Source organism: Thiovibrio frasassiensis (assembly GCF_029607905.1).
Classification (GTDB): Bacteria; Desulfobacterota; Desulfobulbia; order Desulfobulbales; family Desulfurivibrionaceae; genus Thiovibrio; species Thiovibrio frasassiensis.
Genome location: NZ_JAPHEH010000001.1, coordinates 2,222,931 through 2,238,039, shown reverse-complemented (window position 1 = coordinate 2,238,039; position 15,109 = coordinate 2,222,931). Strand labels below are relative to the sequence as shown.

General features: G+C 54.8%; 9 protein-coding genes and 1 pseudogene. 6 read left to right on the top strand and 4 right to left on the bottom strand.

Features of this window, described 5'->3' with window-relative positions; all coding sequences use genetic code 11:
* Positions 1 to 2 precede the first annotated feature (2 nt).
* Both mqnE and OLX77_RS10500 read right to left on the bottom strand, forming a co-directional pair.
* Positions 3 to 1,097, bottom strand: coding sequence for an aminofutalosine synthase MqnE (gene mqnE, locus OLX77_RS10505; protein ID WP_307633551.1), 1,095 nt, complete (start codon positions 1,095 to 1,097; stop codon positions 3 to 5).
* A gap of 3 nt (positions 1,098 to 1,100) precedes the next feature.
* On the bottom strand, positions 1,101 to 1,772 hold the full coding sequence (locus OLX77_RS10500) for a TetR/AcrR family transcriptional regulator (RefSeq protein WP_307633550.1): 672 nt from the start codon (positions 1,770 to 1,772) through the stop codon (positions 1,101 to 1,103).
* A gap of 374 nt (positions 1,773 to 2,146) precedes the next feature.
* Here OLX77_RS10500 and OLX77_RS10495 point away from each other — a divergent pair.
* Together OLX77_RS10495 and OLX77_RS10485 are read left to right on the top strand one after the other, a co-directional pair.
* Positions 2,147 to 3,828: pseudogene (locus OLX77_RS10495) on the top strand (AMP-binding protein).
* A 61-nt stretch (positions 3,829 to 3,889) separates the two neighbouring features.
* On the top strand, positions 3,890 to 6,712 hold the full coding sequence (locus tag OLX77_RS10485; protein ID WP_307633549.1) for an AMP-binding protein: 2,823 nt from the start codon (positions 3,890 to 3,892) through the stop codon (positions 6,710 to 6,712).
* Positions 6,713 to 6,806: 94 nt separating this feature from the next.
* Here OLX77_RS10485 and OLX77_RS10480 read toward each other — a convergent pair whose 3' ends face one another.
* Positions 6,807 to 7,805, bottom strand: coding sequence for an NAD-dependent epimerase/dehydratase family protein (locus tag OLX77_RS10480; RefSeq protein ID WP_307633548.1), 999 nt, complete (start codon positions 7,803 to 7,805; stop codon positions 6,807 to 6,809).
* Positions 7,806 to 8,008: 203 nt separating this feature from the next.
* Entirely contained in the window at positions 8,009 to 9,436 is a 1,428-nt protein-coding gene (locus OLX77_RS10475; protein WP_307633547.1) for a mannose-1-phosphate guanylyltransferase/mannose-6-phosphate isomerase, read from the bottom strand.
* Positions 9,437 to 9,802: 366 nt separating this feature from the next.
* Between OLX77_RS10475 and OLX77_RS10470 the strand changes: the two genes are divergently transcribed.
* The 4 genes from OLX77_RS10470 (at position 9,803) to OLX77_RS10455 (ending at position 14,856) form a co-directional block, all read left to right on the top strand.
* Positions 9,803 to 11,737, top strand: a complete 1,935-nt coding sequence (locus OLX77_RS10470; RefSeq protein WP_307633546.1) for a DUF294 nucleotidyltransferase-like domain-containing protein — start codon at positions 9,803 to 9,805, stop codon at positions 11,735 to 11,737.
* The gene (locus OLX77_RS10465; RefSeq protein WP_307633545.1) at positions 11,737 to 12,435 is read left to right on the top strand and encodes a 3'-5' exonuclease; all 699 of its coding nucleotides are present in this window, start codon (positions 11,737 to 11,739) and stop codon (positions 12,433 to 12,435) included. Before OLX77_RS10470 ends, OLX77_RS10465 begins: the two co-directional genes overlap by 1 nt.
* Before the next feature lie 282 nt (positions 12,436 to 12,717).
* On the top strand, positions 12,718 to 12,969 hold the full coding sequence (locus OLX77_RS10460) for a DUF4212 domain-containing protein (RefSeq protein ID WP_307633544.1): 252 nt from the start codon (positions 12,718 to 12,720) through the stop codon (positions 12,967 to 12,969).
* 12 nt (positions 12,970 to 12,981) lie between these two features.
* Positions 12,982 to 14,856 carry a sodium:solute symporter family protein gene (locus OLX77_RS10455; protein ID WP_307633543.1) on the top strand — a complete coding sequence of 625 codons (1,875 nt, stop codon included), beginning with the start codon at positions 12,982 to 12,984 and terminating at the stop codon, positions 14,854 to 14,856.
* Positions 14,857 to 15,109 lie beyond the last annotated feature (253 nt).

Sequence of the window (15,109 nt, the reverse complement as noted above, 5' to 3'; positions counted from 1 at the left end):
ACTCAGTACTCCCTGATCACGTTGTAGAGGGTGTCCCGTTCCACCGGTTTTCTGCCCGCATCCAGGATCAAGCGGATCAACTCGGTGTCGGCCATAGTCCCGCCGGTTTCCCCGCCGGCCATATGGGTAATCAGTTCCTCTTTGACCGTCCCGTCCACATCGTCCGCGCCAAAGGAAAGGGCAACCTGGGCCAGCTTGGGGCCGATCATCACCCAGTAGGCCTTGATGTGGGCAAAGTTGTCAAGAAAACAGCGGGCCACCGCGATGTTTTTCAGATCGTCAAGGCCGCTGGTCTTGGCCAAATCGTGCATCTCGGTATTCTTGGGATGGAAAGCCAAGGGAATGAAGGTAAGAAAGCCGCCGGTTTCATCCTGCGCCTCGCGCAGCGCCGCAAGATGCTCGACCCGCTCCTCCATGGTCTCGATATGCCCGTAGAGCATGGTGGCGTTGCTTTTCAGCCCGAGCCGATGCGCAGCCTTGGCGACCTCGAGCCACCCCTCGCCGGAGAGTTTCTTCTCACAGGTCCGCTGCCGGATCCGGGGGCTGAAAACCTCCGCCCCACCGCCAGGGATCGAGCCAAGCCCCGCGGCAACCAATTCCTTGAGGGTCTCGGTCACGGACTTTCCGGCAAGCTCTGCCAGATGGGCGATCTCCACACAGGTAAAGGCCTGGATATGGATCTCCGGCCGCACCTCTTTGATGCCGCGCAACATGTCCAGATAGTACTGATAGGGAAGATCGGGGTGAATGCCGCCCACCACATGCACCTCGGTAATGGGCTCGGCCAGACGCTCGCGCACCTTGGCCTTGACCTGATCCACCGTCATCTCATAGGCCTGCGGCGACTCCTTGTCCTTGCCAAAGGCGCAAAACTTGCAGAGATTGGTGCAGATGTTGGAATAGTTGACGTGCTGGTTGTAGATGAAATAGGCGCGATCGCCGTTGAGCCGCTCCCGCACCAGATTGGCCAGGTAGCCAAGCGCCAGGATATCGTTCGTTTTATAGAGCCGGACCCCGTCTTCGTTGCTGAGACGCTCCCCTGCCTTGACCTTGTCCAGGATATCTCCAAGCCCTGCCGCAACCACCATCTGTTCCATTGTTCAATCTCCCGTAACAAAAGGCTGCAAGCCGGTACGCAGGACCGCAACCATACTGTCAATCTCATCATGCAATCGATCGGCAGACATCCCGGCAAGCGCCAGCCCCCCGTCGAGGTAGGGCTGGGCGTATCCTTGCAGGAAGCGGTCGAGCATGGCGTCCAAAATAAATACCACCTTCTGGGCCGGGATGTCACTGCGCAACACGCCCTGGGCCATGGCCCGCTCCGCCAGGGGACCAAAATATTCCAAGGAAAAAAGGCGAACCCTGGCCACCAGTTCCTCCCGCCGGGGGACATCCCGCTCGAACAACACCTTGAGGTAGACCTGAAAATACTCCGGGTGGCTATCGATGAAGGCTATGCCTGCCAGTAATACCTGTCGGGCCACAACAAAAAAATCATCCTGGCCATTGCCCATGACCGACACCTTGACATACCGCTTCACCTGCTGGGTGAAGTGGTCAAACACATGCAGGAACAGGGCTTCCTTGTTGTCAAAATACTGGTAGAGCGAGCCCTTGGATATCCCCAACTGCTTGACGATATTATTGAGACTTGCCCGCTGGTACCCGTGCTCGGCAAACTCGACAACCGCCGCACGCAGGATATTTTCGCGCTTTTCCGGCGGCAGATTCACGAAGGTTTGTTTTGGCTGCGCAAGTTGGGTATCCATAATATGACCAGGCGGTCACATTATGAAAATAATAAATTATCTGCAAGATATTTTTTGTTGTTTTCCAGATTCATCCCGGGAAAAATCACAGAAACGAAATGCAAAAAAAGGTTCTCTGGAATAACGCCCCCACCATAATATCTTGCGGAACTTCGCTCTTTTATCTGCTTGACAGTGATTGTCATCTCCCGATAAAAAGAAGGTAAGCGTTCCAATTCATAAGCCTCATGGTTTTTCCCCAATCGTTTCTCTCCACCTGCAAAGGTGATTTCGTTTCATCCTCCATCCCTTGCCAAAAGGCCTGGACAAAACAGCCTCCTGTTTAATTAGCGTCCATAGGCAGCAGCAGAAGCCGTCTGAAAAGGGGGAACCCCATGGAACCAGTCTGGCTGAAGCACTACCCACAAGGTATTCCGGCCGAGGTCGATATTTTCCGCTTCAGCTCACTGAGGGACCTGTTCGAACAGAGTTGCGCACGATTTCACCATCATCCCGCCTTCACCAACATGGACGTTGCCATGACCTATGGCGAACTCGACCGCCTATCCGGTAATTTTGCTGCTTACCTGCAACACGTTGTCGGGCTGAACAAAGGCGATCGCTTGGCCATCATGCTGCCCAACCTGCTGCAATATCCGGTGCGCTCTTCGGTGCGCTCCGCGCAGGCATAGTGCTGGTCAATGTCAATCCGCTTTCCACCCCCCGCGAACTGCAACACCAATTGGCCGACTCCGGGGCTTTGGCCGTCGTGGTGCTGGAGAATTTCGCCCACACGCTGCAGGAGGTCATCGCCACAACTGCGGTGCGTCATGTGATCACCACCGAAATAGGAGACCTCTTCCCACCCCTGCAGGCATATATGGTGAATTTCGTCATCAAATGGATCAAAGGCATGGTGCCGCGCTGGGATCTGCCGGACGCAATCGATTTTAACTCCGCGCTGAAACTTGGCGCACACCACACACGCACCGAGGTGCCGATCGATCATACGGACATCGCCTTCCTTCAATATACCGGCGGAACAACCGGTCTGGCCAAGGGCGCGATCCTGAGCCACGGCAACATGGTGGCCAACGTGGAGCAAACCTCGGCCTGGATCGGCTCCACCCTCAAGGAAGGCGAAGAGCTGATCGTCACCCCGCTGCCCCTCTACCATATCTTCGCCCTCACCGCCAATCTGCTCACCTTCGTAAAGTGGGGGGCAAACAATATCCTGATCACCAATCCCCGCGACATCCATAGCTTCGTGCAAGAATTAAAAAAGACCCGCTTCACCGCCATAACCGGCGTCAACACCCTGTTCAATCTTCTCCTGCATGAACCCAGCTTTGAGGCCGTAAAAAAAGCCAACGCCGGGGCACTCAAGGTTTCGGTGGCCGGCGGCATGGCAGTGCAGCGCGCAGTGGCGGAAGGATGGCAACAAATGATGGGAATGCCGCTCATCGAGGGCTATGGACTGACCGAGGCCTCACCCATCGTCTGCGTCAATCCGCTGAACGCCAAGACATTCAGCGGCAAAATCGGCGTCCCGATTCCCTCCACCCGGGTAGCAATCCGGGACGAAAATGGCTGCGAGCTGCCCCTGAACGAACAGGGTGAGATCTGCGTGCAAGGGCCCCAAGTAATGCGGGGTTACTGGAACATGCCTGAAGAAACCGACCGCGTCCTCAGCGCCGATGGCTGGTTACGCACCGGAGACATTGGCGTGATGGACGAGCGCGGCTACATCCAATTCATCGACCGCCACAAGGACATGATCGTGGTCTCCGGCTTCAAGGCCTACCCCACCGAGATTGAGGACGTGGTGATGATGCTCCCGGGGGTCAAGGAGGTGTGCGTTGTGGGAATCCCTGATGAAAAAAGCGGCGAGGCGGTCAAGGTGTATCTGGTGAAAAAAGATACCTCTCTCACGGCCGAAGCGGTGATTGCACACTGCAGGGTTTATCTGAGCGCATACAAGATCCCAAAGCATGTCGAATTCCGCAAAACGCTTCCCAAATCCGCCATAGGCAAGATTCTACGCCGGAAATTAAAAGAAGAGCAGCAACCGAGATAAAAAAGAGACACCACGCCCTGCACATCGGGTTTCGCAGGAGGTTTTGCCGGGACATGCGAGCATGCCTATAAAAACATCCCCCTCCTCCCATCAAGAGATTCCTGCCGCCGATCTTTTGCTCGGCATCGTGCGCAGGCTCTCCGGCGAACTGCGCCCAACTTCTAAAGCCATGGCGCACCTTGGGCTGGATCATGCGCTGGACAGCGATTTCGGATTGGACAGCCTGGCACGCATGGAACTGCTTGTCCGCATCCAGCGCGAGACGGGGGTGAGGCTGAGCGAGACGGCATTGGCCGAGGCAGACACCCCACGCGATCTGCTGGCACTGATGGAGAGCCAGCCCCTGGCCACCATACCCGCCTCGCCCCACTTTGCCACGCAGACGCTATGCGAAATCGGACATCCCCCGGAAACCATAGCCACGCTGAACGAAATGCTTGACTGGCATGTTGCGCAACACGGAGAACGGACGCATATCACGTTCTATGTCGATGAGGAGCGGACAGAAGAAATTACCTATCGCATGCTGCAGACAGAGTCCCGGGAACTGGCAGCCGGCTTACGCACCCAGGGTTTAGGCAATGGTGACAGAATCGCCATCATGCTGCCCACCGGGCGCGAATTTTTCACCGCTTTTTACGGCGCGCTCTATTCTGGCTGCGTGCCGGTGCCCCTTTACCCACCAACACGCCCATCGCAAATCGAAGATCACATGCGGCGCATCGCTGGAATTATCACCAATGCCGAGGCCAGCATCCTCGTCACCGACGAACGAGCCAAGGCGCTCGGCCACCTGTTGCGCGCACAATGCTCCTCGCTACGCAGCGTTGTGACAGTTTCGGAACTGTCCGGTCCCATCATCCCGCAACCCTTGCCACGACCTAACGCGCAGGACATCGCTTTATTGCAATACACCTCCGGCAGCACCGGCAACCCAAAGGGCGTCGTGCTGACCCACACCAACCTACTCGCCAACCTGCGCGCAATGGAGCAAGCTTCGGGCATCACCTCGGCAGACATTTTTGTCTCCTGGCTACCGCTCTACCACGACATGGGACTCATCGGCGCCTGCATGGGCAGCCTCAGCGTCGGCTTCCTGCTGGTGCTGATGTCGCCGCTTGCCTTCCTCGCCCGGCCCAGTCGTTGGCTGTGGACCATCCACCGACATCGTGCCACCGTATCGGCGGCCCCCAATTTCGCTTATGAACTCTGTGCCAACAAGCTCGATGACCGCGATCTCGACGGCCTGGATCTGAGCTGCTGGCGGCTGGCCTACAACGGCGCCGAACCGGTCAGTTCAGACACCCTGAGTCATTTTGCCGCCCGACTCGCTCCCTATGGTTTCGGTCCAAAGGCCATGACTCCGGTTTATGGCCTGGCGGAATCTTCTGTCGGCCTTGCCTTTCCGCCCCTTGGACGCGGGCCGCTCATTGACCGCGTGGATCGCGAGGCGCTTTCCGGAACGGGAATCGCCCTTGTCGCGTCAATGGAAGATCCCAACCCACGGCATATCGTCTCATGCGGGAGGCCATTGCCGGAGCACGCTATCCGCATTGTTGACGCCACTGGCCAAGTATTGCCGGAACGCAGGCAAGGAATGGTGCAGTTTCAGGGCCCATCCGCGACCCGCGGCTATTTCCGCAACCCCGAAGCCACCAAGCTCCTGTTCGATGGGCCCTGGCTCAATACCGGTGATCTGGGATATCTCGCGACAGAGGATCTCTACCTCACCGGGCGCGAGAAGGATATCATCATCCGCGGCGGGCACAATATTCATCCCCAGGAGTTGGAAGAAGCAGTGAATCAGGTGCGCGGCGTTCACAAAGGCGGGGTGGCGGTGTTTCCCGCGACTGCCCCCCAGACCGGCACGGAACGGCTGGTGGTCCTCGCCGAAATAAAGGAATTCGCCAGGAATAAAGAGCGCAGCCGCATCCAGAGCGAAATCAATCGACTCGCCATAGATTTGCTGGGACTCCCCGTCGACGACATCGTCCTTGTCCCCCCGCGCACTGTACTGAAAACCTCCAGCGGCAAAATTCGCCGCTCCGCCTGCCGCGAACGTTACGAACGCGGCGTGCTCATCAATGCGCACCACAAACCTTGGCGGCAAATACTACACCTGGTTTACTCCGGCATAAAGACGCAGACAAAGCGTTGGCAACACCGATGCGTCGGGTGCGCGTGGAGCGCCTGGGCCTGGACGGTCTTTGCCGCCATCGTCCCCTTCGCCTGGTGCCTGATCGTCCTTGCCCCCGCGCTCACCTTGCGCCGAAACATTGCCAGGACAAGCGCACGCCTTGTTTTGTCGCTGACCGGACTGACACCGCGGGTGGAGGGATTGCAACACCTTACCGAGAGCACCCCGACAATTGTCGTCGCCAATCACGCCAGCTATCTGGACGCACTCATCCTTACGGCGGTGTTGCCGCCACGGTTCACCTACGTCGCCAAGCAGGAGTTACTCAACAAAACGCTTGCCGCTCTCCCCTTACGCCGGCTGGACAGCGCATTCGTTGAACGTTTCGACAGCACGCGCGGCGCGGAGGACACCAACGGCATGGCTGACCTGACTCGGGCAGGCGCTTCCCTGGTGTTCTTTCCAGAAGGGACCTTCCAAAGCGAGTCGGGCCTGCTGCCCTTTCGTTTGGGGGCATTTGTCATTGCCGCACGCTGTGGCATCCCTGTGGTGCCGATTGCCCTGATCGGCACCCGGACACTGCTTCGCGGCGAAAGGCGTCGGCCACATTACAGCGTGCTCCAAGTACTGATCGGTGAACCGTTATACGGAAAAGGGGATGATGAGTGGCAAGTGGCGCTGAAACTTCGGGACACGGCACGCACTCGGATTCTGGCGCGACTGGGGGAGCCCGATACTGCCACCTGAGGGGAAGAAAGAACTCGGGTTATGGACTACAGTACAGTTGTAACAAGAAAACAATCAGAGACACGAGGGTGCTAAAAACAAACCAATCAGAATCCTACAGCTGGCTCTTATTCACCCACTGCAGAATGGTGTTGATTCCCTCACCTGTCGAAACCTTGGGGAAATACCCCAGATCACGGTTGGCGTTTTCGATGGAGAACCAATGGGATTTCGCCAGTTGCACGGCAAGGAACCGCGTCATGCATGGCTCTTTTTTTCTCTTGGAAAGGGTACAAAAAGCTTCCATGACCACCCCGGCCAAATAGGCCTTGTGGAAGGAAATGCTCTCCTCGACAATGGGGATATCAAGTCGGCGGAAAAATTTGTTGAGCCAGTTCCAGAGATTTACCGGTTCCCCCTGGGAGATGAAGTAGGGCTTCCCGGCACCGGTTGCCTGCCCATGCAAGTTTTTTGCTGCCAACACAAAGGCATCCACGGCATTATCGATATAGGTGACATCAACAAGATTATGCCCATCCCCCACCCGCTTCAACTGCCGGCATCTGGCCTGACCCAAAAGACGGGGAATAAGATCGGTGTCTCCCGGCCCCCAGATAAGATGCGGTCGCAAGGCGATGGTTTTCAGGCCCTCTGCATTGGCATCAAGAACCATTTTCTCGGCAATCGCCTTGCTTCGCGCGTAGTCACTGAGAAAATTCCTGGCATACGGGGTGCGTTCATTCACGCCGCACAGATCGTCTTTCTGATAGACAACCCCGGGCGTACTGGCATAAACGAGTACAGAAATCGCATTTGCCCGACAGGCATCTATAACATTTTGGGTGCCGGAGACATTGGTTTGGTAATATTCATTTTTATCCCCCCAGATTCCGGCTTTCGAGGCAAGATGGATTACGGTATCATACCCGGCCAGTGAATTTGTCAGGAAATCCAGATCGCAAATATCACCGGAAAAGACCCGTACGCCCAACACCTCTGCTTCGGGAAAAGCCCGCCGCGCGAGAACAGCTGTCTCAACACCATCAGCCACAAGGCGTTGCACCAGCGCCCTGCCAACAAAGCCACTCCCGCCAAGCACCAAAACACGCTGCATCCGCTCTCACCTTTTCGCAGAGATGAATACTCCCCCTACACGGTTCCCCAACCACCCCTCATGCAACACATTTGTTGATATACCCATTAAATATAAAGTGCAAATAAAATTCGGCAGATTGTATTAGAAAGGCATGGCAACCAGCTGTTTTTTAAATTCTTTTTCCAAGGAAGATCGCCAGGAGACAACCCAAAAGACTCAAATTAACGGCCATACAAATCCTCAAGTCTCTCAATGTCGTCCTCCCCGAGATAGCTGCCGGTCTGGATCTCGACAATTTCAAGGGGGATCGTGCCGGGATTTTTCAGCCGGTGTTTTGCTCCTAGCGGGATATAGGTGGATTGATTTTCCGTTAAAATAATAGTCTGCTCGCTATTGGTGATATGGGCCGTGCCTTTTACCACCACCCAGTGCTCAGCCCTGTGAAAATGCCGCTGCAGCGACAGGGTGGCGCCGGGATTCACCATGATCCGTTTCACCTGAAATCGATCCCCGGAATCAACGCATTCATAAGACCCCCAAGGACGGAAGACCTTTTTATGCAGCCGGACCTCATCGCGCTTCTCCAACGTAAGGCGCTTGACAATGGCCTTCACCTCCTGGGTCCGATCCTTTGCTGCGACCAGCAGCGCATCTTTGGTCTCGACGATAATATGATTGCTGAGCCCGATTGCCGCGACAAGTTTGTCTCCGGCGTGGATATAACACCCACTCACCCCTTCGGCCAGAACATTGCCGATAAAGACATTGCCCTGAGCATCCTGTTCGCCGATCTCCCAAAGTGCTTCCCAGGAACCCACATCACTCCAGGAACAATCCAAGGGCACGACCACCGTATCCCGAACCCGCTCCATCACCGCATAGTCAACCGAGTTGGCGGGGCTTTCGGAAAAAGCCAGCGAATCAAGCCGGGTGAAATCCAGGTCATGGGTGCGGGCAACATAGGCCCGCGCCACGCAATCGGCCATTGTCGGCTCAAACTCCTTGAGGGTGGCGAGAAATCCTGCCGCCGGAAAAAGAAACATCCCGCTGTTCCAGAGATACCCTTCTGCCAAATACTCCCGGGCTTTTTCCAAAGAAGGCTTTTCCACAAAGCCGTCCACCGCAAAAACAGGCGGCTCCGCCCCGCTAATCTCGCTTCCTTTTTTAATGTAGCCATAACCGGTATGTGGACTCTGCGGGACAATACCAAAGGTGACCGGTTGCCCGTGCGAGGCGAAAGAAACGCCCCGGGCCACAGCTTCGGCAAAATTCATCTCGTTATCGATTACATGGTCTGCGGGAAGGACAAGAATAATCGCCTCTTCGTTTTGCCCGACTGCCTCAAGGGCGGCCACGGCAACAGCCGGGGCCGTATCCCGCCCCACAGGCTCGATGATAATCGTCGCAGCACAACCGATGGCACGGACCTGCTCGGCCACCAAGAACCGATGTTCTTCCGTGCAGACAACGATAGGCAAGGAAACCCCTTTCAACCCCTGGACCCGGAGCAAGGTATTCTGAAGCATGGTCTTGTCATTGACCAAGGGAAGAAGCTGTTTGGGATGACATTCCCGGGATAACGGCCACAATCGGGTGCCGGAGCCTCCGGCAAGAATAACCGGAATAATAACCGGGTGATCTTTCTGCATGAAATTGGTTTCCCCTTCAAATCCTGTTTATAAGCGTAAAGAATTTCTCAAGATTTTTTACTCTGTTACAGTCTTCAATGTCAAGAGCGCCAGAAGATAAGCATTTCGCCCGATCATTGATCAGGTGCTGGGCAGAAGGATCTTTTCAACGACGGGATTATGAGATAAGCTTTGAATGCACCGACAATGAAACGTCTTGTCATTTTATTGGTATCCCGGGATACGGGGCAGAAACATTCACCAGAAAAGCTGAGCCACCATCGCCACAACAAGACCAGATACGGTGAGACCTGAAAGATCTCCCCGCGAGAAGAGAGAAAAATCCAGGGGATCTCTACCCTGCAACTTGAGCAGCGTAAAACGACAATGACAACCTTCAAGGAAAACGATGTCCATGTGGTCGCCCCTGAAGTGGCGATCTCTTTTTTCAAGGGGATAATGCCCTTTAGCACCCTTGAAGAGAAAACCCTGCGCTCCCTTGCCCACCATTGTCGAATTGATTTTTTCCCCAAGGGAACCAGGATTCTTACTGCGGACACCACCGAACTGACCCATCTTTATCTGATCCAGCGCGGCGGGGTCAAAGCCTTTCTGGAAGATGACAACGGCGAGGTCACCCTCAAGGACTTTCGGGGGGAAGGGGCCTATATCGGAGCCCTGGCCATAATCCGCAACACCCCTGCCAATCTCAACATCGAGACCGTGGAGGACACCTTCTGTTTCCTCCTGCCCCGGGAAATATTTCTTGACCTCATTGAAAATCAAGCATCCTTTGCCCACTTTTACCTGAAGAGTTTTTCAGAAAAGATTGTCTCCACCGCCTATAATGAACTGCGCCACCATAAGATAGCGCGGCGGAGCAACGAGGATCTCTACCTTTTTTCCATCAAGGTTGGCGATTTGGTGAAGACCATCCGCAAGGTTGTCTCCAGCGCCACCATTCAAGAGGCCGCCGCCTTGATGTCCGAACATCACGTGGGCTGCCTGCTGGTCCATGCGGTGGATGATCCGGAAAAGATTATCGGCATTATCACCGACCGGGATCTCCGAAAAAAAGTGGTTGCTGCCGGGCTGGATTTTCAGCAACCGGTTCAGAGCATCATGAGCGGTCCGGTACAGACCGTCTTGTCCCAAGCACTCTGTTTTGACGTTCTCTTGAAGATGATGGCCACCGGGGTCCATCATCTGGCGGTGGAGCGCACCGGGCGGATCATCGGGGTGATCACCTCCCACGACATCATGCTCCTGCAGGGCCACTCGCCCTATTATCTGCTCAAGGAGATCCGGGGCCAGCAGCAGATTACCGACCTGTATCCCTTGGCAAAAAAGATCCCGGAGGTGATTCGGGGGCTAATCGGAGAAGGGGCAAAGGCCGGAAATATCACCCAGATGATCGCCATCCTCAACGATCATATCCTGGAACGGATGTTGACCTTGCTGGAAAAAGAATTGGGCATACCGCCGGTTCCTTACTGCTGGTTGCTCATGGGCAGTGAAGGTCGCCGGGAGCAAACCTTCAAAACCGACCAGGATAATGCCATCCTCTATGCTGATCCGGCAGATGAGGCGCAAAGAGAGGCGGCAGAGACGTATTTCAAAGCCTTTGCCGCCAAGGCTATTGAACATCTGGTCAACTGCGGCTATCCGCTCTGTCCCGGTGAGGTTATGGCCATTAATCCGCGCTGGTGCCAACCTCTTTCGGCCTGGAAACACTATTTTGAACGCTGGGTTGCCGATCCTGACCCGCAAGAGCTGCGCTATGCCACGATTTTTTTTGATTTCCGGGCCGGTTTCGGTGAGGCTCTGCTTGCCGAGGAGCTGCGAAACCACCTCAACAAGCAGATAGCGGGCCGCGAACTGTTTTTGTTCCATCTCTCCCGTCAGTGTACTGAAATCCGTGTTCCCCTCTCCTTTTTCAAGAATTTCATTGTGGAAAAAGATGGGGAACATAAGAACCGCCTGGATATTAAACGGCAGGGATTGACTCCTTTTGTTAATTTTGCCCGGGTGCTGGCCTTGAAATTCGGGATAAAAGAGACCAATACCCTGGCCCGCTTGAAGGCCCTGATGGAAGGAGAATTGATTCTGGGTGAGTTATGGTCCGCAGCCAGTGAGGCTTACGAACTCCAGATGCAGCAACGCTTGGTGCATCAATTGCGGCAGATTGAGGCCGGGATCAATCCAGACAATTATATCGACCCGGCGGATCTTTCCGATCTGGAACGCAGGATGCTCAAGGAAGCCTTCACGGTCATTGAAAGGCTCTATGGTGTGCTGGATCAGATGTATCCGGTGACATAATGGTTAATCTGCTGAAGCCAAGCTCTTGGTTTGCCTCACCCGATCCGCTCATTATCCAGAACCGAGAGATCTTTTCCCGTTTTGATCAATCCCGGCCCCTTACCGAGTATACCTTTGTGGTCTGCGACACCGAGCTTACCGGTTTTGATCTGAAACACGATGAAATCATCTCCATCGGTGCTGTCCTGATCCGGGACCTGCAAATCGATCTTGGCGCCACCTTCCATCGCTATATCAAGCCAAAAAATACCCAGCATACTCCGGCCACCCTGATCCACCGCATTACCCCGCAACAGTTGGCGGAATCTCCCCCTTTGGAGGAGGTTCTCCCGGCCTTTGTCGAATTTGCAGGAAGCAGCCTCGTGGTGGGGCATTGTGTCTCGCTCGACATGGCTTTTTTGAATCGTGCCGCCCGCAAGGTTCTGGGTGGCACCCTCTCCAATCCGGGAATTGACACCATTCGCATGGCTCGTGGCTATAGGCGGGTGCTGTCCGGACATTTTCATGGAGAAGAAGATTGGTCACGCAGCTATGCCCTGGAGGCCCTGGCCAAAGAATATCACCTCCCCACGTTCAAGTCCCATGATGCCTTTGAAGATGCAATGCAAACGGCCTATCTTTTCCTCTTTCTCCTCAAAAAATTCAGAAAAGGCGGGTTGCTGACCCTGAAGGAGATCTATCAGGCCGGCAGGATTTAAAATTTTGTATATGGATCAGCCATTAACCGGAAATCCGCAGGCGATGACGATCGTGCCTTGCAGAGAGTTTTCCGCCAACTTAAGTGCGCCAAAAAACACTCTGCGGGGATTTTCCCGCCGATACTCGCCGGTTGTGCGCAATAACGCCTCAAGTCGCCTTGATCACGGTGGAAAATCCCGTTGACATCATTACCATGTGCGTATATATACTCATTCGATCATCCCCGTGAGTAAAATTGATGCGTAGATAAAAGAGAACTTTTTAACTATGAGGAGAAACGCATGAATAATGCACAGAAGTACTGGCAGGCAAATATCCGGCTTGTAATCGGTTGCCTAATTGTCTGGTTCTTTGTCTCGTTCGGCTGCGGTATCTTGTTTGTCAATCAGTTGAATGCTATCCGACTGGGCGGTTATCAACTTGGCTTCTGGTTTGCCCAGCAGGGATCGATCTATATCTTCGTGGCACTGATCTTTTTCTACGCCTGGCGTATGAATCAGCTTGACCGTAAATTCAACGTCGAAGAAGCGTAAGGAGAACTGAATATGTCTGATCTGATGATTACCACCTACATCGTGGTTGGGGCTACCTTCGCTCTCTACCTCTATATTGCTTTAAAGAGCCGCGCCAAAAACACCGGCGAGTTCTATGTGGCCGGCAAGGGTATCCACCCGGTCCTGAACGGCATGGCCACCGGCGCCGACTGGATGTCCGCTGCCTCCTTCATTTCCATGGCCGGAATGCTTGCCATGGGCGGCTATGACGCCTCCGCATACCTGATGGGCTGGACCGGCGGCTACTGCCTGTTGGCCATGCTTCTTGCCCCGTATTTGCGCAAATACGGCAAGTTCACGGTCCCGGAGTTTATCGGCGACCGCTTCTATTCCCAGACTGCCCGTCTGGTGGCCATCGTTTGCTTGATCGTCGCCTCATTGACCTATGTTATCGGCCAGATGAAGGGCATCGGTGTGGCCTTCTCCCGTTTCCTTGAAATCCCATTTGAGATGGGTCTTTTCATTGGCATGGCCATCGTCTTTGTGTATGCCGTTCTTGGTGGGATGAAGGGCGTCACCTACACCCAGATCGCTCAGTACGTGGTCCTGATCTTTGCCTACACCGTCCCCGCCGTTTTCATCTCCATTCAGCTCACCGGCAATCCCTTTCCCCAGCTTGGACTGGGATCGACCATGAGCGGCAGCGAAAGTATCTACCTTCTTGACAAGCTTGACAAAATGGTGGTTGAACTTGGGTTTAACGCCTATACGGCACAAAAAGGGAGTACGCTGAATATCTTTCTGCTGACCATGTCCCTGATGATCGGCACCGCTGGTCTGCCCCACGTAATCACTCGGTTCTTCACGGTGCCCAAGGTTAAGGATGCTCGTTCTTCCGCAGGTTGGGCGCTGGTCTTTATTGCTATCCTTTACACCACGGCCCCTGCAGTTGGTGCGATGGCCCGTTTAAACCTGATGAATACCATTCAGCCCGGGGAGGTTGGTTCACCGGAGGGAAACCTGGCGATGGATTCCCGGCCGCAGTGGATGCACAACTGGGAAAAAACCGGTCTCCTTGGCTTTGAAGACAAAAACGGTGACGGCAAGATCCAGTATTACAGCGACAACGGCCTGAGTGCTGCGGAAGCTGATCTTGCCAAGGCTCAGAAGGAAGGCGGCGATGTGACCGCTGCTCAGACCAAGGTGGACGAAGCCGCAACAAAACACGCCGAAAGTAAATTCGCAGGCTTTGGTTGGAAAGGAAACGAACTGACCAAGGTGGACAACGACATCATGGTGCTCGCCAACCCCGAGATCGCCAAGTTGCCCAACTGGGTCATCGCCCTGGTGGCGGCTGGTGGTATCGCGGCGGCCCTTTCCACTGCGGCCGGCCTGCTTCTTGCCATCTCTTCCTCCATCTCCCATGACCTCTTGAAGGGCATGCTCGCCAAAAACATCGATGACAAGACTGAGTTAAAAGCAGGACGTATCGCCATGGCCGGCGCCATCCTCGTTGCCGGTTATCTGGGCCTCAATCCTCCGGGATTTGCCGCCCAGGTTGTCGCCCTGGCCTTTGGCCTTGCCGCCTCGTCAATCTTCCCCGCCATTATGATGGGAATCTTTGTCAAGCGGATGAACAGTGCCGGCGCCATCTGCGGCATGCTTGCCGGTCTTGGTTCCACCCTGCTCTATATCTTCTGGTATAAAGGGTTCATGTTTATCGCTTCAACCGCCATGGCCCCGGATAATGCAGCAAACTGGATGTTTGGCATCTCCCCTGGCTCTTTTGGGGCAGTGGGCGCGCTGATCAACTTTATCGTCGCCTTTGCGGTTTCGAGCTTCACAAAGCCGCCGCCAGAACATATTCAGCATCTGGTCGAAGATATTCGGGTACCTATGGGTTCGGGCGCTGCCCAGAATCACTAAGCCTGTAAACTAGTCAGTTCCTGCTTCCGGCAGGGGAAAGGCATCCGTACTTGGTACGGATGCCTTTTTTTACGTTTAAAAAACCAAAACCACTGGCAACCCATCGGCCTCCCCGTCCTGATTCGCGGCTCACAGGCATGGCTTAAACGCTTTCGGCGTTTTTGTTATTTCAGGGGGCAGATTTTCTGTTAAGATAACATCAATTGAACACCTTCTGAAAACGACCTCCAGCCTTGAGCACTCACCATGGCCG